This is a genomic window from Vibrio glycogenivorans (assembly GCF_051660965.1).
Taxonomy (GTDB): Bacteria; Pseudomonadota; Gammaproteobacteria; order Enterobacterales; family Vibrionaceae; genus Vibrio.
This window is the reverse complement of the sequence record NZ_JBPVIS010000012.1, coordinates 154,620-173,103: the sequence shown is the minus strand read 5'-3', so window position 1 is coordinate 173,103 and position 18,484 is coordinate 154,620. Positions and strand designations below refer to the sequence as shown.

14 protein-coding genes are annotated in these 18,484 nt (G+C 46.8%); 9 read left to right on the top strand and 5 right to left on the bottom strand.

What is annotated here, in order from left to right:
• Positions 1-169: 169 nt before the first annotated feature.
• Positions 170-709 carry a hypothetical protein gene (locus tag ACSTTG_RS19970; protein ID WP_438475979.1) on the top strand — a complete coding sequence of 180 codons (540 nt, stop codon included), beginning with the start codon at positions 170-172 and terminating at the stop codon, positions 707-709.
• Between the two features lie 299 nt (positions 710-1,008).
• Here ACSTTG_RS19970 and ACSTTG_RS19965 read toward each other — a convergent pair whose 3' ends face one another.
• The 4 genes from ACSTTG_RS19965 to ACSTTG_RS19950 all read right to left on the bottom strand — a co-directional run bounded on the left by ACSTTG_RS19965 (position 1,009) and on the right by ACSTTG_RS19950 (position 6,083).
• Positions 1,009-2,034, bottom strand: coding sequence for a zinc-binding alcohol dehydrogenase family protein (locus ACSTTG_RS19965; protein ID WP_438475977.1), 1,026 nt, complete (start codon positions 2,032-2,034; stop codon positions 1,009-1,011).
• 177 nt (positions 2,035-2,211) lie between these two features.
• Positions 2,212-4,215, bottom strand: a complete 2,004-nt coding sequence (locus tag ACSTTG_RS19960) for a metallophosphoesterase family protein (RefSeq protein WP_438475976.1) — start codon at positions 4,213-4,215, stop codon at positions 2,212-2,214.
• Positions 4,216-4,589: 374 nt separating this feature from the next.
• The gene (locus tag ACSTTG_RS19955) at positions 4,590-4,988 is read right to left on the bottom strand and encodes a hypothetical protein (RefSeq protein ID WP_438475975.1); all 399 of its coding nucleotides are present in this window, start codon (positions 4,986-4,988) and stop codon (positions 4,590-4,592) included.
• Positions 4,989-5,171: 183 nt separating this feature from the next.
• The gene (locus tag ACSTTG_RS19950; protein ID WP_438475974.1) at positions 5,172-6,083 is read right to left on the bottom strand and encodes a flagellin N-terminal helical domain-containing protein; all 912 of its coding nucleotides are present in this window, start codon (positions 6,081-6,083) and stop codon (positions 5,172-5,174) included.
• 347 nt (positions 6,084-6,430) lie between these two features.
• Here ACSTTG_RS19950 and ACSTTG_RS19945 point away from each other — a divergent pair, with 347 nt between their 5' ends.
• The 8 genes from ACSTTG_RS19945 (at position 6,431) to ACSTTG_RS19910 (ending at position 16,358) form a co-directional block, all read left to right on the top strand.
• Positions 6,431-6,829, top strand: coding sequence for a FixH family protein (locus ACSTTG_RS19945; protein ID WP_438475972.1), 399 nt, complete (start codon positions 6,431-6,433; stop codon positions 6,827-6,829).
• On the top strand, positions 6,801-8,084 hold the full coding sequence (locus ACSTTG_RS19940) for a cytochrome-c peroxidase (RefSeq protein WP_438475971.1): 1,284 nt from the start codon (positions 6,801-6,803) through the stop codon (positions 8,082-8,084). Before ACSTTG_RS19945 ends, ACSTTG_RS19940 begins: the two co-directional genes overlap by 29 nt.
• A gap of 3 nt (positions 8,085-8,087) precedes the next feature.
• On the top strand, positions 8,088-9,080 hold the full coding sequence (locus ACSTTG_RS19935; protein ID WP_438475969.1) for a hypothetical protein: 993 nt from the start codon (positions 8,088-8,090) through the stop codon (positions 9,078-9,080).
• Between the two features lie 538 nt (positions 9,081-9,618).
• Positions 9,619-11,157, top strand: a complete 1,539-nt coding sequence (locus tag ACSTTG_RS19930) for a DUF1800 domain-containing protein (protein WP_438475968.1) — start codon at positions 9,619-9,621, stop codon at positions 11,155-11,157.
• Positions 11,158-11,162: 5 nt separating this feature from the next.
• Positions 11,163-12,980: a DUF1501 domain-containing protein gene (locus tag ACSTTG_RS19925; protein WP_438475967.1), complete on the top strand. Its 1,818-nt coding sequence runs from the start codon at positions 11,163-11,165 to the stop codon at positions 12,978-12,980.
• Positions 12,981-13,112: 132 nt separating this feature from the next.
• On the top strand, positions 13,113-14,264 hold the full coding sequence (locus ACSTTG_RS19920; protein WP_438475965.1) for an aminotransferase class V-fold PLP-dependent enzyme: 1,152 nt from the start codon (positions 13,113-13,115) through the stop codon (positions 14,262-14,264).
• The gene (locus ACSTTG_RS19915) at positions 14,264-15,337 is read left to right on the top strand and encodes a hypothetical protein (RefSeq protein WP_438475964.1); all 1,074 of its coding nucleotides are present in this window, start codon (positions 14,264-14,266) and stop codon (positions 15,335-15,337) included. Before ACSTTG_RS19920 ends, ACSTTG_RS19915 begins: the two co-directional genes overlap by 1 nt.
• 1 nt (position 15,338) lies before the next feature.
• Positions 15,339-16,358 carry a threonine aldolase family protein gene (locus tag ACSTTG_RS19910; RefSeq protein ID WP_438475963.1) on the top strand — a complete coding sequence of 340 codons (1,020 nt, stop codon included), beginning with the start codon at positions 15,339-15,341 and terminating at the stop codon, positions 16,356-16,358.
• A gap of 210 nt (positions 16,359-16,568) precedes the next feature.
• On the opposite strand, the gene ACSTTG_RS19905 is transcribed toward ACSTTG_RS19910, so the two are convergent.
• Positions 16,569-18,464, bottom strand: coding sequence for a hypothetical protein (locus tag ACSTTG_RS19905; RefSeq protein WP_438475961.1), 1,896 nt, complete (start codon positions 18,462-18,464; stop codon positions 16,569-16,571).
• Positions 18,465-18,484 lie beyond the last annotated feature (20 nt).

The following is an 18,484-nucleotide window of genomic DNA, read 5'->3' as shown; positions in this document are numbered from 1 at the left end:
TCGAGTGTTTCTACAATCCCAGACGAAATCATGGTACTAATGGTGGACTGTCACCAAATGACTATGAAAGACAGTATTTTCAGGAGCTTGAGAGTGTATAGAGTTCTGGGGTCTTACCATTACCTTTCTGATAGGGGGATTATTTGGGTGTAATCAAAATTCTAATGAGTTGCCACCAAATGAGCCGACGGTCTTTTGGCGCGCTGAAGGCAATATCTACGCTAACGTAGAAGAAGATATACTCACCGTTTACCAAGCAAACTCAGTCGGGCAATACTGCTCTTTTGTCTCACAGACCGAACATTGGTATGTGATATCCGGTGATTTAGACCAAGACCAAGTTGAAATTCGGTATATCAACGCAGATGGTTACCCAGCATTGGCGGAGTTTTCTAAGACTAACGTTCATCCAGAATATATGTATCCTGAATGTAACGAGGTTCATCCACTTAACGGTGTCTACACGAGACTCAGTGGAACTTTCCAATCTGACTATCTTGTGATTGCAGCTCCAGAAACCTACGCTTTAACTTGGAATGAAGATGTGCAGTGTTACGAGCAAGCAATTATCGATGCGTGGCAGCGTGAGTCGGCGTTTGCTATCAAGGGTGAGTCCGGCTTTCGAGCTAGGATAGGTGCTGGAAAGAGCGCCGAATTTGTAAAATATCATCGCCTAGACAACTTACCCACACACGATATCTGCCTTTAACGTCAACAAGCGAGGCCTCTACCAAAAATCGCAGAGGCATCACTGAGCAAGTTATTAAGTCAAAGGAAGTTGAGTAAAAAGCGGCTTAGGGGGTTGGCCTACTGTGTGTTGAGATAGCATTTAATGCAACACAGTAGGCCTACACATGAAATGACTTCAAGGCTTCAACAAGCTCGCCCCAAGCTCATTTTTATTCTCTTCCATCCAGCGTTCCAACTCAGGTGTCTAGCTGACTGTCGGCTCAGCAAAAAGGGCAATGCTCGTAAATATACAGCTTCATTTTACCTTCCTCTCAATGCCTAGTACTTAATTGCCGTTTTACCAATCGAAGCGCTGCTCTCAATCAAGCGATGCGCGTCCTTCAAGGTGCTGAGGCTAAAATCATGCAGGGTCGTGGTTAAGGTTGATTTGATCCGGCCACAGTCAATCAGGTTGGCAGCTTGGAACAAGATATCTTGCTGTCTTTGAATATCCTCGGTTTGAAATAGAGAGCGGGTAAACATCAACTCCCAAATAAAGCCCGCCGATTTCCCTTGCAGTGCGGACAAATCAATACCGTCATCAAACTCGACAATCGAGCTGATCATTCCTTGCGGGGCGATCAATTCGACCATTGAAGCCCAGTGGCCTTTTGTATCAGCGACATTAAAGATGTAGTCGACATGGTGTATCCCCTGGGTTCTTACCGATTCAATGAGATTGCGGTGATTGACCACAACATCGGCGCCCATATCCCGCACCCATTGCTCCGTTTCAGGTCTTGAAGCGGTGGCAATAACGGTTAAGTTAGTGAGCTGTTTCGCCAGTTGGATCGCGATTGAGCCGACGCCGCCTGCGCCGCCAATAATCAAAATCGATTTGTGCTCTTCAGGACGTACCCTGAGGCGATCGAAAATAGCCTCCCAAGCCGTTAGGGTTGCCAAGGGCATTACAGCCGCGGCTTCGTCAGACAAGCTCTTAGGGGCATGCGCAACAATCCGGTGGTCTACCGCTTGGTATTCGGCATTAGCGCCCGGTCGACTGACATCACCGGCGTAATACACACGATCACCCACGGCAAAGCCCTTAACCTCAGCTCCTATCGCAACCACCTCACCAACGGCGTCATAACCCAGTATTTTAGGTTGGGTATGGGGTTTGTCTTTTGCGCTGCGGATACGGATTTTAGCATCCGCCGGGTTGATAGATGTTGCACTCACTTTGACTAATAAGTCTGCGTATTTTGTCGATGGTAGCGCGGCCTGAAACTCGATTAGACTTTCTTGTTGCTCGATATCGAGTGATTGTGTAAAGCCGATGGCTTTCATTGTCGATGGTAACGTCATGGGTCATGCCTCTTAATAATCGATTGACCTGTTTAGTGGCGTGCGGCAAGTATAGACGAGCACGGGAGTGCTTTTATCAAAGCTTCTTAGAGACTCTCTCAAACACCAGATAACAAAAAACCCCGAAGATAAACTTCGGGGTTTTGCTTTCGGGCAGATAAACTGCGCAGTGGTCGATTATTTGCGGATCAGAGCAATCTCTACGTCACGATCTGCAACCATCCACCAACGATTTTCATAGTTGGAGTCATAGCCAACAACTGGGAAGTCTTCACAACCCGCTTCACGATCCGGTGTTACACCGTTTGCAAAGTCCTCATTCCAAGGCATATCCAACAAACAGCTTTCTGGCGCCACAGGAACCCATGCGTGATTAACCAGCTGGCCAAGGGTCACGTTCTTGGCATTAACCGTGTCATTGGCAGTAAACTGAATACCATATTGGTCGCCGACGATCGCTTCTACATCCCAATCTTGAGTGGCGGTGGCTGGTAGCAGTGTGTGCGGCCCTTTTGCTGTGCCGTCAGGTTGAGAGCCCTCATTGCCGTAGTCGGTGGTGATGTCTTTGACTGCGCCATGTGAGTTCTGATACGTACCACCATGAACCTGCATACCGTTGACAATTAGGATATCGGATACGGTCTCGTTGCTGCGAGGTTCCCAGCTCAAGGTGACATGCTTTTTCATGTCGATGGTGGTTGCCGGTACGATAACATTACCCTTGCGCGCACCAGTGTCATCGAAGTCATTCTCGCCATTGATGATACGGTTGTTACCATTGAGGTTCACATCCCATCCTTGGTGTTGAGTGAACAGGAACTGGTATGTTAGGCGCGTTAGATCATTCATTGATTCAGCGCGCTTGAAGCCTTCATGGAAGCTCAATGTACGCTGCGTTGTATCTACGCGGTTAAACGTATTGTTGGTACCACCAACCAGTTGCGCGGCAGAGCCGTCATCGCCCACACATTCTGCGGTTTTGTATTGCGTAATGTGATTTAGAATCGGGCGTTGATCCTCAGGAATCGAGTTAGGGTAGATCAGAGACTCACAGCGGTTTAGTGTGCGGCTGAAGGTATCGATCATAACCCAATCCGGATTCTCCAGCTCCTTCATGCCATCTTCATTTTGTTTGATGGTGTGTGGAGCGGCCCAAGAATGGTAATCCACACGTTGGTCATTGAAGGTTAGGATTGGTGCGTTCGCATCATAGTGCGTCGAGCCTTCACTCATGCTGGCCATTTTATGTTGGATGACATCTTGGATCAGCTCACGCTCGCCGTAGCGGTACTCGTAGCCCTTGTAAGAGGCGTTACCACTGACGATCTGTGTGTATGATGGCATGCGGTAATTGCCGCCACTTGGTGTCGAAGCCATAGTCTCAGTCGACGCACGGCCGCCGGGATCGTTTGAGCCAAGCACACGCGCATGGATCTGTGAGCGTTGATACATATGCTCGTGGCCTTGTACCCAAATTACATCGTGTTCAGCGAACGTTTCACGGATCTCCTTGTGGATATCGAACAAACGGTTGTCATCTTTTTTACCTTCAACGATTTGCTCGCGAGTTTCACCATACTTCGCGCCAACGAGACCATCGTGGCTGGCGATAACAACGTGATCGAAGTTGCCTTCTTCATTGGCAAGGATTTCTTGGATCCAACCAAAGGCGATAGGCAGGTTGTAGTAGGCAAGGCCAATCATCAAGACGTTTTCACGGATGATGTAGTAGTTTAGCCACTCAGCTGACGGCATATGAATCGCGTCTTCTGGGATGAAGTGGCGCATGTTCTCAATCCACTCTACCGTGTAGGCCCAACTAGTTTCATGGTTACCCATCACTGGCAGGAACTCAATGCCAGCATCGCGGTATTTCTCAGCCACACCAACCCACTGTTCCCACTCATGCGTTGAGCCATTGTCGGTCAAGTCACCAACAGGGATCACAACGTTAACGCCTTCTTGTTTTTGCTTCGCCAGCACAGCTTCCATTGGGTGGATCGCTACGTTCCAGCCGCCACCTTGAGTATCTGGCAGAAGACCAACTTTTAGTTGGCCCTCTGGGGCAGGTTGTGGAAGCTCTGAAGAGACATTGTCGTTGCCATCTGAGCTGTTACAACCGGCTAATACTGCGGTAATGCTCAACGCAATAAGTGAAGTTTTAAAAGTACTGCTTTTCATTGAAAAATCCGAAAGATGATTAATTTTCTGTAGGTCATGTTTGGATGTATATTGACCTTTATGAGAGTAAAACTGCTGGCGTCGGAGAATAGGTGGGGAATATTAAAGATTTATTGCCATAGTCGGGAAGTATTAAACCTAAAATGTCATAAAAGAGTAGAGTGTGACCCTGATCTACGTTCGTATGTTTCAGTTACATGACAAATACAAATAGTTATGCTTAAGGTAACTTTAGTTTTAAATATTCTAGTGGTTGTATTTTAATCAAGCCTAAGTAGTGGTTTTACATGTTTTCTCATTAAAAATTGAGTTCGGGTGTTCAACTAAAAAGCCCTAGATTTTATCTAGGGCTTTTCTACTACTATTATTGAGTTTTAGATTTCTGGTGGCGCAGCATCAAACTGACTGCGCGCCTCGAACCCATTCATAAATTCGCATCGGTGCGTATAGGCAGACAGAAGCATTGAGGGCAACATGTCTTCTTGGTAGCGCTTGATAGCTCGATTGATGAAGTGCATATATTGCTGATTGGCCAACTCAAGGATGTTGTCTCTGACCTCGTTTGGCACTTGATACTCGGCAACCAGTGATGTGTAGTTGGCGCGATGCACTTGTTCTCTTTCAACTTTTAAATAACTCGCAGCAGCGATGCAGGTTGCCTCTTCATTTAGGTCATACATCATTTTTTCAGGGGATATATAAACTATGTCTTCTTGGGAGTGAGCCTGCATTGAACAAGTAATCAGGCCTAGGGTAATAAATAAACGTTTCATTGTAGGGTGTCATAAGCAAATAATCGCCGAGAATATAGCTCAAAGATGACACTTTTATTTCTGTTCTGTGTAAGAAATCGGGGTGGTATTACTGATAGAGACAATCTTTTTGCCATATTGGAGGCTCGCCAACGATGAGTTTACAGCCCACTCAGCTGAGCGCTAAATGGGCTAACTATTCAATTAGCTAAGAAAATTCATCACCAAATTTGACATCGCATTCGATTGAGTCAGCATTGACATTGAAGCTTGTGTTAGCAATTGATTTTTCATCATTTCAGAAGACTCCACTGCGTAGTAAGTATCGAGTATTCTACCCTTTGCCATAGTCGTATTTTCCGACATGTTGGCCAGATTGAGTGTGGTGTGCTCTAGACGATTGATCTTGGCCCCTAACTCAGAGCGAAGCTCGCCAACCTGATCTAATAGTCGGTCGATACCATAAACCGCTGAGCTCGCATCCAAGGTAAGGGAGTAACCAAACAGTCCACTTTTAATCCAAACGATGTCGTCATCGTCAGGCCAGTCCCAGCGGCCTATGGTAGAAAATATACTGTCGATTTTGTCGACCAAATCAACTTCCATTTGCTCGTTGCTAGTGGCACCAATTTGAAAATAAGTAGCCTGTGAGAATATTCCAGAGTCGTCGACCAACTCTCTTGCGTTGTGGTCGTATTCACCAAACACGCTACTGCCTGAACCATACTGGGTGTTGTCCATTATGTTTTTAAGCTCATAACAAAGAGCGTCCCATTCGGACTGCATAGCCTTGGTCTCTGACTCAGAGTTGGTTCCGTTGGCGGCAAGTAGAGCGAGGTCGCGCATTCGTTGACCAATATTGGTCATTTCATCCAGGGCGCCCTCTGCAGTCTGCAAAAGAGAAATCGCATCCTGTGTATTGCGTGACGCAACACTTAAGCCATTGACTTGTGACTGTAGGCGAGTGGCAATTTGTAATCCGGCAGCATCGTCAGCGGCAGAGTTGACGCGCAGGCCAGTTGATAGTCGCTGCATGGCTTGGCTCATCCCACCGGTGCTCTGGTGCATCGAGTTTTGTACGATCAGCGATAAATGATTAGTGTGAAGAGATAACATCCTTGATCCAACTTGTGATTCTAGTTCTAAATTAAGCCTTTTGGCCTAATTTTTATAGAACGACATACAGGGCATCAATAATTAAACTAGATGCATAGATAAAAAGCACAGAGAAAATGAATAGATAAGATTCATCGGCTCAATTCATGAGCAAGGTTATGTCTCAACGCTGCGAGAGTGTGTATGAGCAGCTTCACTATTTTTCCCCACTAAATACAGTTATTTACTTTATGCTGTACGGCAACATAACCAATATTTGAAGTTCGATCACATTATTACCCACAAATTTAGCATGGCTGCCCATCTCGCCTAATATAAAACCCAATGCATATAGAGGGGGCGAAACCATGGCAAGGCGACTGGACACTATTGTGGTTTTGGTCAGCATCTTTTCCCTTTTTAGTACGCCGGCATTTGGGTTGGTGGCTATCGATTCTCTCGGCTGGAAGTCCGAGGTGTCATTCGATAGCTCTAAAATACCGCTTGCAAAGATCCATACGTGGAAACTGGAAATCAAAGATCAAAACAACCAACTGGTGCCATGCTCTCCCAATTCGGTGACAGGTGATATGCCGGCCCATCGGCATGGTTTGCCGACACGCCCAGTAGCGAGAGCAACGGAAAAACCCGGGGTGATTTGGGTGGAGGGCCTCAAGTTTCAGATGCCAGGTGAGTGGGAGGTGTTGATTTCGTGCACGGATACAGTAGGGAACAACCATGAATTCAAATTCACCTTTGTGTTGTAGCCGCTTGTGTCGAACATCGGCCCTATTGACTACCGTTGTATTGCTCTCGTCCTGCTGGCAAGCGGAGGGCGGTGGCGGTGCTAGACATAGGTGGTCGCAAACCGAGCTCGATATTCTCCAATCAATGCACTTGTCTAATCTCGACCCAATCTCTGATCCCGGTAACCGCTATATTGGGAGCATAGAAGCAATTGATTTAGGCGAGGCGTTATTCTTCAGCCCAACCTTGAGCCATGATGGCAAAACCGCATGTGCCAGTTGTCATGATCCGAGCCGATACTTTACCTCCGGTAATGTCAAAGATGGCCAAAGGAACACCCCAACGGTAGTCGGGGCCGTGACTTCACCATGGCAGCTGTGGGATGGAAAGGCCGACAGTTTATGGTCGCAGGCGTTAGTCCCATTTGAAGATCCGGCGGAGCATGGACTCAGTCGCTTTGAAGTTGTTGAGTTGGTTTTACAACACTTTTTGACCGAGTTTACTCTGGCCTTTGGTGAGGTGGAAGAAATCAATCAATTTAGCCAAATCAGACAGGAGCATAAGAGTCAGCCACTTGGTGAGGGATCGCTACAGCAGTGGCATAGCTTGTTGCCATCTGAGCGAAATACGGTCAATAGACTGTTTGCCAAAGTTGGTAAAGCGATTGCGGCCTATGAAGCTCAGCTACTTCCAGGAGAAGCGCGTCTCGATGGTTATATTTCTGCCATCGAGCAGCAAGACTTTGCTTTAGCCGATGATTGGCTCACGCCAAGTGAAGAGGCAGGGTTAAGGATCTTTATTAGCGAAAAAGGTCAGTGTATCCGCTGTCATAATGGCCCCATGCTCTCCAATGGTGATTTTACTGTCACCGCCTCGCCGGAAAGTCTGCACGATCAAGGGCGCATCAAGGTCGTTTCGTCGATCACTGATGCTGAGTTTGGGTGCCTGAGTGAGTATTCTGATAGTCAAGATCAAGAGTGCGATGAAGTACGTTACCTTAAAACCGAAGGGCCAGAGCTAAGGCACGCTTTCAAAGTCCCCTCGCTACGCAATATCACATTGACAGCGCCATATATGCATCAAGGCAGTCTCAGTGATCTGCATGCTGTTGTGGACTACTACAACCGGGCACCAAGAAATGGTTTGACTCATACCGAGCTCGAGCCACTTTACCTACTTCCTTACCAAAGACAGCAATTGGTCGATTTTCTATCGGCACTAGAGGGGGGAATTCGCCCTTCTGCCGTTTCTCGTATTCCACATAGGGAGGAATAACCAATGAGAAAGGTCATCATACTATTCATCGCATTATTTTCCTGTCAATCCTGGGCTCATGTTCGGTGGTTTATTGACGCTGCCGAGGTTGAGTCTGTCAGCCTTCCCCAAGACAGCTTGGCCCTTGGTATCTTACTTTTTGTGCTCAGTTTCTGCTTTATTATCCAATTCGTTACTAAAGTGGGCTTGCTAGGAGGTTTTACCGCCAAACCTATCCTTCAGGACTCTTTTATACTTTGGCGTTTTTTAACGTTCGTGATGGCGCTGTTTTTTATCCTCAACCTTATTTTGGGTGAGTTCGTCGCCCCAAACCTTCAACTGTTAACCGGGCAAGAGTGGATAGGCGTCGTGTTGCAAGTGAGTGTGGTGGCTTTGATGGCTGTATCGGTCAGCGTCGGCGGGCTAATCATAGTCTTGCTGGCTTTCAGCCTGTTTCTCCTTCAGCCTTTTTCGGTCGCAATCGACTATTTTCCAGAGTTACTGGCGATTGGAACCGCGTTAGTCGTCATTGGGCCACAGTTGAATTCTATGGATCAAGGTGTCTTTGGTAGTGTCACTAGACGTGTAGGTGGACGGGCATTTGCAGTGAAACAGCTACGTTTCTTGTTGGGATTGCAGCTGTTTATCCTAGGAATTCATAACAAGATGATGTTACCGGGTCTTTCACTTGCCTTTGTTGAGGCCTATCCGCACTACAACTTTGTGCAGTTGTTGGGGTGGAGTGAGTTTAGTCATATCCACTTTGTTTGGTTTGTAGGCGTTAGCGAAACGCTTCTCGGCGTGATGTTGATGCTTGGCTTTGCGACACGCTGTGTGATGTCACTATTGGCGGTTATCTTTGTGACAACCACCATTGTGTCTGGGCCAGCTGAGGTGTTGGGGCATATGCCGATATTTGCTGTTGCGTTTATACTTTTATCTGAATCGACCAGTGGCTCTCTGGTTAGTGATAAAAGCACAACCAAAGAGCGCGAAAGTAATACATGTATCAACTAAATTGCAGCCAGCTATCTAAACTTATCATCACGTAGGAGTATATTAACGAGTTATTTTGTGTGGTTTAATATGCCAGTATGTGTTGAAAGTACGCTGTTATTATTCGTGATGTGATTTTGTTTCAAAGATATTTACCTAAAGCCAAGGGGTTAATCAATAAAACTGTGCGCTTGCGTGATAGTTCAACTTCCGCAACAGTTTTCCCCATATGCCTGTGATGGGTACCAATAAATAATGGTAATGAAAATAAGTTAACATATTTATTAAATAGAGGTTTTATTTGAATTCCAGTCATATATCGAATGAAATATGGTATTTAACATGGGTTAGGTATAATTACAGGATAACGTGCTGTATTATACTGATTCATTTGTTTCTAAAGTATTGAATAACTGCGAGTGATGTAAATATAAATATATCTGTGTTTGGTATACTAATAGTCCATTCCCATGAAATGAGGAGTCTAATAAATAAGAATTAGGTCCGCCGTCATCATATATTCCTTTACCTAAAAACATTGTAAAAGGAGAGTAGTGTAATGAGTATGACTCATAAAGATGCATCAAGGTTTCTTGAGAGAGCTACTTTTGGCCCAAGAAAAGAAGAAATAGATACCATTAAAGATATAGGTATAAATTCTTGGCTTGACGGGCAATTTAGTCACGAACCCTCTCTTCACTATGAACGATATCGGTTTATTCAAGAGTATCGGGCAAGTGTTAACGGTTCTAAACAGGAGCACTGGAATTATCGGATTAATGCTTGGTGGGATATTGCGCTTAAATCCGAAGATCAGTTGCGTCAAAGGGTCGCGTTTGCCCTCAGTCAACTGGTGGTTGTGTCGCAAAGAGACCCAGGGTTAGCCGACAAAAACCAAGCTGCTGGTTTGGCTAAGTACTATGACATCTTGGTGCGTAATGCTTTTGGCAGTTACGCAGATCTGCTCAAAGAAGTCAGCCGCTCTTCTCCTATGGGCGTGTTTTTGACCATCGATGGCAATATACCGCCCAGTGAGACAAGTATTCCTGATCAGAATTATGCTCGTGAACTGATGCAGTTATTTACTTTGGGTGACTGGCAAGTTGATATTGAAGGTAACTTTATCCGCGATGAGAATGGCGGGCTGATCACCTCACACAGCCAAGAAGATATCGAGGCTTTGGCGCGGGTATTTACTGGTTGGAAAGTTAAAGACTCCACGTTAATTAACGACATGGTGGTGGATGAGAACGACCATGATCAGAATGAAAAGCTGTGGCTAGGTCATACACTGGCTGCGGGTGTCACGGCTGAGGAAGAGATGGAGTTTGTGGTCGAGCGCTTGATTGAGCAGACTGAAACGGCGGTTTTGGTCAGCAAGCATCTGATTAAGCATCTAGTGACCTCGAACCCTAGCCGAGCGTATGTTGGGCGCGTTGCCTCGGTATTCCAAAACTCTTTGGGTGACTTAGAGCAGGTTGTCGAAGCGATTCTTACCGATTCTGAATGCTTAAGTGAGGAAGTGACCACGAGAAAAGCAAAAGAGCCGATCATCGCGTTCTCCTCATTATGTCGGGCCCTGAATGCGAAGATGGGTGCTAATTATCCGCATCACCGAGATACCGGGATTGGCTTTGGCTACCTAGACCAGTATTCACCCAATAGGCCCACTAAGCAGGGGGCGTTAATGGCCCCAACGGTGTTTAACTTCTATGACCCAGATTACGCGCCTTTGGGAGCCATCAACGACCAAGGGTTGATTGCACCTGAGTTTGAAATTATGTCCGGTAACGATCTGACCCAATACGGAAATCTACTCAACGATAAAATCAAAAATGCGGTCAGGGACGGAGATACAGCGAGTAAATCCGATAAGTATTTGTATCTGGATATTACTCCCTTCATCGATTTGTATGAACCTGAACAGGCCGACCTTTTCCTCGCCGAAATCAATGATACGTTCTACAACGGTAGTATGCGTTCAGAGACATATGATTATGTGAATGAGGCGATGAGCAGCTATGGATTCAATCGAGATAATTGCTGGAAAATCATCTGGTTGGTTGCCATGTCTCCAGAGTTTAACGTACAAGGATGAGTAATATGAAGCTTTCTAGACGCAAATTTTTACAAAGTTCAGCTGCCTTATCAGCAACATCGTCACTTCCTTTTGCTCTTTCAATTCCAAGGACTGCGCTCGCTTTTGGTAATGATGGATATCGCGCGATTGTGTGTATTGAGCTAACCGGTGGTAATGATTCCGCCAATATGGTTGTGCCCCTATCCGGTGAGTATCATGACGCTTATAAGAGTAAAAGACCGGCCATTGCATTCTCACAGTCTGAACTGTTGGATACTGGTTGTCAGGACGATAATGGGGTTGCTGTTGGCTTACACCCTAAAATGGTGGGCGTTCATGAGTTGATGCTACAGGGTAAAGCAACCTCTGTCTTAGGAGTTGCCCCCATGCTTGGAGTAAACAAAACGCCACCAGGCACCCGTCGGCATAACGCGATGAGAGCCGCGTGGCAGTCGAGTTATACCGCTAGCCAATCGCTTAGTGAGTTTGGTTGGGGGGGGCAAATTATGGATAGTCTCAGTACAGGTTCGTTTTTTCCTGAGCTTCTCTCATCATCGAGCAACACGCTATTAAAAGGCCGTTCTGTCAGTGATCAACAGATGAACGATGACGCCAGCTTCAACCTGATGCAGTTTTTTAACGCAAGTAGCCAAGGGGAGTCGCTGTACAAGCTGCATATTTACCAACAAAGAGATAACGACTGTCCATTTATGGCGCAATATGCGCAAGAGTTTGGTGTGTTTTTTGATGCGTATGAGCAGTATACAAAAACCATCAAAGACATCGGCTTTGACCCATTGATTGAGCGAACAAGCTCACTGAGTAGACAGCTATCCGCGGTGAAGAGAATCATCGATGCCAGTGCAAATTCAGGCGTTGTCGGCGGTCATATATTCCTAGTTAAACAAGGGGGCTATGATACGCACAGTAACCAGCTTAATCGTCACAATAGCCTATACAGCGTATTGGATACGGCTCTGTATCAGTTTAGTCAGGCACTTGAACAAAGCGGTTTATCTGACAGCGTGACTACATTTACCATGTCTGACTTTGGGCGTACCACGCATGCCAACACAAGAGCAGGCACCGATCACGGCCATGGCGGACATCAGTTAGTTTTGGGAGGCGCGGTCAACGGTGGCAAGGTGTATGGTCAATTTGAGAATATGCTTCAGTCAGGGACGGGGCTCAAAGGGATGATTTCTCATGAATCCTATGCGATGACGTTAGCCTCATGGCTTGGGGTTGATGATAGTACTTTGATCGATGTGTTCCCCAACGCCTATGCTCAGTTCCCGACCAATCTTGGCTTTATCGGTAGCGGCACCCTCTTCCTGAAAGCGATCGAGGATGGATTTGTAAGAGGCGGAAACGGGGCCAATGAGGTCAATAATACACATCTTCTCTATTTGAAAGGGAAGTCTAAGTGGGGCAGTAATAACTCCTTTCTTCGCATCGCGTATGTCAAGTTCAATCTTGGCAGTACGGCACTTTCTGATTCCGCCACATTAAAACTCTATTTGAGCGGAGTACATTCAGCCCTTGCCTCAACTAAAACGACAGTCAAAGTGGGGCTTGCAGAGAGTAATTGGTCGGAAGAGTCTTTAACGTTCAACACCAAACCAGAGACAGTGAGTTGGGGAGCTTCACGTGATATCTATCAAGAAGAGGTAGGAACGTGGGTCAATTTTGATGTCAGTGATCTCATTGCTAACCAAAGTGGCGAAGTCACACTCGTGCTCCGTCAGACCAGTATGGGTGATGGGCAAGGCGACTTGTTCTTCTCTAGCAAAGATAGCCTAGAGGGTAATGTCCCTGAGTTGGTTATCAGCAAGGCTTAAATTTAATGCCTTAGATAAAAAACAGCCCGAAACTCAGTCCTAAGTGAAGGGCTTTTAGATGCGGACTTTGTCAAAGAGTAGGCGGGTCCGCTCTAATCGCTTTAACACGTTAGTATCAACTCGGAGGTAGTAGTGCAGTTGCCCAATACTGAACCGACTCTTACTCAAGTACGCCATCAGTTTCCAATCGTTGACACGGATATTTATCTCGATAGTGCCGGGGTTAGCCCTCTGTCCATCGCCTCTAAGAGAGCCGCTAGTGCCGTGTTAAACAGTCGTATGAAGCAGGGCAAGTTCGGGATTAAGAGTCATGCGATACAAGTCGAGGAAGGGTGTCGAACGCAACTGGCCAAGTTGCTGAGTGTATCGAGCGACAATATTGCTTTGACGGCTAACACCACTCAAGGACTGAATCAGATTGCGCTTGGCTTACAATGGCGGCCTGGTGATGAGATCTTGTTGCCTGATAACGAGTTTCCCGCCAACCAGTACCCATGGCTCGCGCTGCAAAGAAAAGGAGTGAGAGTCATCCGCTTTCCGGTCGATAATGGCAAGTTTAGCCCGCAGCAGGTAAGGCCATTATTTACGTCACGTACACGGCTGCTCGCGGTCAGTCATGTTGGCTACGCCACTGGCTTTACCGTGGATCTAGCGGGTTTCGGCGAGCTGTGTCATCGTCATCAAGCTGCGTTTATTGTCGATGCCGCTCAGAGCCTTGGTGCTATCCCCATTGACCCCAATCTATATGGGATTAGTGCATTGGCCGCGTCAGCCTGGAAATGGCTATTAGGCCCAGTTGGCCATGGGCTGCTCTATTGTGAATCTGATTTTGTCGAACAACTGACGCCTTCTTCTGTGGGGGTCGCCAGTGTGGCACTTAGTGAAAGAGAAACGCCACAGTGGCCTTGCGCCTGGGCACAAGGCGCAAGGCGGTTTGAGTGTAGCTCGCTTGATATCACAGGGCTTTCGAGCTGGCTAGCCAGCTTGAAACTGCTACAAAGCCTATCTTGCACACAAAGATACCAGCACATTCGTCACCTGAGCCAATCGTTGTTATCGCAACTCTCAAAGATCGAACAATTGGAAACCTATCCGGATGGTGGCAGTGGTATCGTCAGCTTCCGTCATACCAGACAGAATAATACAGCACTGTTTGACACCTTAACCCAAGCGAGAGTTCATGCGTCTTACTGGCATGGTTGGATCCGCCTGTCTCCTCATATCTATAACAATGAGGATGATCTGACGGCACTGCTCTCACTGTTAACCAGGATAATCAACTAATGCCAAGCAAAAAGCCAATCTTGTTTGATGACCATATCAGCACCGATGAAACCGAGGTTCAGTATATTCTCGATACGCGAGTCGGTAAAAAAACCTGCATGGCAATGTGTGAGTTTTGTTTTCTTAATCGGCCCGGAATGGAGAACTACAGCGAACCGCCGGAAGTGGCCGCTGCAAATATCCAGGCACTCAGAGAGCAAGGCTATAAAGTCGTGCCTTTGGTGACTGACACCTTTGCCGAGGACGGCAAATACCTAGATTCGGTCCTATTTGATGGTGATAATGGCTGGTATATGGGTAGTGCTGCCTGGAGTAGTGGAAGGCCATTACTAAAAGATAATCATCCGGATTTACTCAAAAAATGCGTATCAAATGGTATTGATACGATAGTCATGACTAGCCATGGTACGGAGCAACACGAGCGAAAGTTTCGCGGTTTGACCCAACCGAGGATCGTAGAACAAGCGATCAGAAATATTCGTCAATTTGAAACCGCGAATCAGGCTAAGTTCCGTATCGTGTTAACCTTCACCATCAGCCAAGATAATAAGCATTTCGATAAGCTCAAAGGCTATTTTGACTACGCGGCTAAACTCGAGGTTGATGTCATTCGCTTTAATCAATTTGCCGATGTTCAACGTCGTTATCCCAAGCAACGGCTGCAGCGCCAAGATATCGAAGCCATCTATCAAAACCTACACCAGATCTATCAGCAACACCCGAGTGATGTTCAGCTAAGTCTCAGTGAAGACTTTGGTAAATGGGGCATCGAGGTGATGGACTTTCCCCAAGGCGTCGGTCAATGCGTTGCCGGTGAGAGGCTATTTGCGATAGTCAACAAACAGGTGTTTGCTTGTCCAGTTGATCTGACCATCAAAGTGGGTGAGCTAAATCAATCCAATCAAATTGAGTGGGATGAAGCAGCCCTTAAGCGAGTAGCGCAGCTTAAGCAACATCCATCTTATGGAGGGTGCCTCGGCGTTGCCCATGCCAACTCCATTGAGGTGCAAAAATGGTTGCAACCTTATACCCGCCTACCACTTGGCGATAGAATCGAAATTAAGGAAGGATAAGATGTCACTCATCGAATTACGCTCAGACACGTTTACTTTACCGACGCTCGCGATGCGTGAAGCGATGCTCGCAGCGCCGGTCGGGGATGATGTTTATGGTGAAGACCCAAGTGTGATAGCGCTAGAGAAAAAAATGGCAGCAATACTGGGTAAGGAGCAAGCGCTGTTTGTCGCCAGTGGCACGATGGCCAATCAGATTGCCATAAATCTTCATTGTCGCCCTGGGGATGAAGTGTTGGTTGGGGCCAATGCGCATAATCGCTTTTTTGAGTGCGGCGCGGCAGGCTTCTTATCGGGCGTGCAAATGACTGGCGTGCCGGGTGATGGCCGTTTTGATGCCGAGCAGCTTTTGGCAAGCCTGCACTTGCCAGGCGGCCACTATGCCCCGACACGGTTAATCTCGGTCGAAAACACTCATAATGTCAGTGGGGGACGGATTTGGCCAAGAGAGCAGTTGGCAAACATCTTAGATGTTGCTTTGCATTACAATATAGCCACTCACCTAGATGGAGCGAGATTATGGCATGCGTCATTAGCGCAAGGCGCAACCATGGCAGAGTTGGCCGCAGGCTTTGATACGGTTTCGGTGTGCTTTTCTAAGGGGCTGGGTGCTCCTGTTGGCTCAGTGATTGCGGGCTCAAAGAAAATCATGGGTGAGGCGCGGCGAAAACGAAGAATGATGGGAGGGGGGATGCGTCAGGCTGGTATATTGGCAGCCGCTTGTGAGTACGCTATCGAGCATCATCAAGCGCAACTTGTCGACGATCACTCAAACGCTCGCCTACTTGCCCAAGGGCTAGACCAGCTGGATGGTTTCTCTGTCGACTTAGATAGTGTCGAAACTAATATCATCATGGTCAAATCCGACCAACCTGCATCGATGCTTGCACAACATGCAGAGCAACAAGGTCTGATGTTTTTTCCGCTTAACGATCACTGTTTTAGACTAGTAACCCATCGTGATGTGAGCCGATTACAGTGCGAAAGAGCGATAGAGATATTGGCACGATTAATGTCGTAACAATTAATGCAAAAGTAGCAAAGTATTATTTGATATGAAAACGGCGGTTGGGTTGCCTAATGTCTGGCGACTAAAGCACAACACAACTGCCGCTTGCTTTTACTTAAACTCTACGAAGAGTCTTTTTATTTTTCCTCAAGGTATTGAGCATAAGTCTATTACTTTGCTTAATCATTGAGGTATATGGGTAAATAAACACCAGCACGCCAACTACCAAACCGCATTAAACTGCACAAATGGACCATGCCAAATGTCTGAGCGGTCATAGGCTAGATGGTAACGCTTATCGTCACCTTCTATATCATCCAATGGTGGGATCAGGTAATCGGCTTTAGCACGATAGCCTGCTTGGAGCGAGAAACCCGCGGCGCGCAGTGAGCGGAAACGGCGCTGCCAGATGTAGCCAATCTCGAGCTCACCAGTCATAGCAAGACGGTTACGGCCACTGATTTTACTGCCTCTGTCACCCGTTACATCTGCGATAGCATCGCGGCCTACTGATAGGCGCGACATACCAAGACCTAACCCAATATCGTTGTAGAAGCGTGAGTAGCTGGTCTCATAGCGGGCGCCATATGAGGCTTCGTTATAACCAATCTTAAACATGTAAGATTGGATATCGAAGTCTTCATCGAACGCTGTGCCTACCACACGGCCGTAACGGTTAACAAAACCAACCGCACTCGGTGCCTGATAATCGCTGTACGAGAAGCCCCAGTAACCGCCACGCTCACCCATAATCAACATCGAGATATTGGTATATTCCGTCTCGAAAATATGTCGCGAGGAATCACCCTCGTTGTTGCTAAAGCGAGCTTCTCCACCTGACTCTAGTTTGTCGAACTCAAGACGCAGGGTATTTGCCCCATCAAATAAGCCATGGAAATCAATCACACCCGTTAGCATCTTGGTGCCTTTCGACACATTACCGTTGCTGTGCTCTTTACCTTCATTGGTCAACTGACGTAACGCGATTTGCGTCTCGCCAATACGACCTTGGAAGAAGTAGGTTTCCATGTTCTCGTCGTTCATACGGTAAGAGGTCTTAGCGACTGTCTCTCGGTCGTTGTCTTTGACGCGTTGGTTAATACTCCAATCGGTTTGAGTCAAACCGTAACCCGCCAGCAAGTCAATTTTGGCAGGGTGGCTATAGCGCAAAAACTGATCTTCAATATTATGTTGCAGGTCATTGAGGCTAATTCTCCACGACTGACGATCACGGGTGGAGGTGTTTTGGGCACGAATAATCACATCACGGCCAGCAACATAGATTTCAGGCTCGTGACCAATGTTAATTTCTGAGCTGTTGAAAAAGTGACCGGCAATGGGCTCTTGATTGTCTTGGAAGTAGTATAGGTTTAGACCTTTGTTGAGCACATTGATGTACTCATAAGCTGCAACAATGGTTTTACTTCGGTTCTCCGGGTATACAGCCAAAACCTTGTTGCTATCACTTCGAGGGTGGAAGTAACTCAGAGTCTTATCCCAAGCATTGTCCTCTTGGTTATACAGCTTGTGAACATTGGTGGTGTAGAGGTTGAAGCTGTCGCGACCAACAAATGCAATGGCGGTTGTGCCTGCAAGGTTGTTGTTAACGGCTGTTGCAAACGCACGCTCTGGCATTTTTATATCGCGTTTATAACCAGGGGCGCGCAGGTGAACGACATCATCATTGGCACACACAAGAGTACCATTGTGGGTAATAGTCATCTCTGCATCCGTTGCATAGCGACACTGACGAACACTTTGATTAGCTCGTGAACCACGAGAGTTCACTCGAACATAACGGGTGCGGTTTTTGCCTTTCGAGTTTTTATACGGCTCACGAATGATTGCCCAAGAAATATCACTGTAGTAAGCCGTAGTGAATATTTTGGAGCCAGAGCTAAAGCCAGTCGCAATAATTCTGCCTTGTGGTGTTACTAGGCTGCGATCACAGTCTTTTTCACAACGACGGTCGCTCTTGGTTAGCCGTAAGCGTGTCGCACCGTTAGCGAAAGCATAGCGGTCTTGGCTTTGTGCCCCTTTTTCTAAAGGCGGGGTAAACTCGTAAGCCAAGGCCCCTTTGCCGACAAGCAAAAGGCTCAAAATTAATAGTTTATACATATTTTAGATACTACCAACTG